This is a genomic window from Paenibacillus sp. 01L418 (genome assembly GCF_056400045.1).
In genome coordinates, this window is the sequence record NZ_JBFTSN010000740.1 from 1 (window position 1) to 1,423 (window position 1,423).

Genomic DNA, 1,423 nt, shown 5'->3' on the forward strand with positions numbered 1-1,423 from the left:
TGCTTAGGCTGCTCTGACAGCACCGTTCCATCCTCTAAGTGCAGCCAAGTATCGAAGCTTCGTTCTCCTTCTTTCAAGGAAATGACCCTCGCTCCTGTTAAAAAGGGCCGATCCAGGTATGCGTTTCGGGTCGTGCGGCCATAGCAAAGACGGATGCCATGCCAATCGCCCCAGAAATCGTGACCGTGGTCATGGCCAGCGAAGGTGCCCATGACATCGCCCATCTCGATCATAGCTGCGAAGAAACCGGAATTCACCCAAGGTGCGCAGCAGAAAGGAGCATTACGCTCTCCGTAGCAGACACCGAAGTCCCATACATCGTTATATTCAGGAAGCGGTATGTGAAAAAAGGCGAGGGAGGGCAGCGGCGTTCCGCCGTTGCTTCCGGTAAGTCGATAGGACTCACGTGTGTACCAATCAATCTGATCACGGCGAATCCAATCATAATAGCCCATTCTGTTATATTCCAGCGGAGAGTAGCTGCCTGAATCCAGAAAATAAAGGGCTGCGGCCGTTTCGCGTTCTTTACCTTCTACGGTAAGGACATAATTACCGGAGCCATGAATGCCAGGTGGGTCAGGCTTAGCATAATTATGCGGGTAGCTTAGCTGCAGCGCATGAAGCTGCTCCCGCGTGACGGTTCCTTCCGTATCGTGGTTGCCAAACACAGCAGCCCAAGGGATGTTCAAGCTCTCAGGCACGGAGCAAGCGCGTCGAAATGCGACTACCGGGTTAGGGTGACCAGCTGAAGCAATGATATCTCCTGTGTAGACGACCAGATCAGGCTGCTCGTCTTTCAGGATACCTAGCATCATAGCTTCCATCCTTTGTTCTTCCGCTTCGTATGAAGAAAATTCGGGATCTGTGAACTGCACAATTTTGAAGCTCCCATCTTCTCGAAACCGCAGCGTCTTAGCCATTGTGGGACTCCTCAGCGTCAGCTGTTATGCTATCTACGATAGTAATGCTCTTGGATGCCCATGTGTCATCAAGCAATCCCTCTGGTAAGCGAGCATCCCATTGCTGAGTCAAGGTTAATCCTAGCGCAAGTGCAGCAATTGCAGCTGTATCTGTAATGGATACCGATCCTTTTAGAAGCCCGCTATTAATCCCAGGTCCGATACAGCCCCAGAATACGTCACGGTCCATTGGATGGGCGCTGCCATGGCTGTATTTGTTATCACCGCCTCCGCCATGGTCAGTGAGAATTACAACTAAGCTATCTCCCATAAGACCTAACTTCTCTAATCGCTTCAACACACTGCCGATTAGTTCGTCACAAGTAGTTATCGCAGCTAAATACTCCGGACAATCATCTCCGTAGCCGTAACGGTGTCCAGAGCCATCGGGTTCATCCAGTCGTAGAAACAACAGACGAACGTCCTGATTCTCTTCGATGTATACGAGAAGAGAAGAGACAAGC

2 protein-coding genes are annotated in these 1,423 nt (G+C 50.7%); both read right to left on the reverse strand.

The genetic code is table 11. The features are described 5' to 3' along the window. Positions 1-920 (reverse strand): metallophosphoesterase family protein (locus tag AC1DSE_RS35235; protein WP_477529119.1); only part of this gene is annotated, 920 nt, incomplete at its 3' end. Further along, on the reverse strand, positions 913-1,423 hold a 511-nt coding region (locus AC1DSE_RS35240; protein WP_477529120.1), incomplete at its 5' end, for an alkaline phosphatase family protein. The genes AC1DSE_RS35235 and AC1DSE_RS35240, both read right to left, overlap by 8 nt.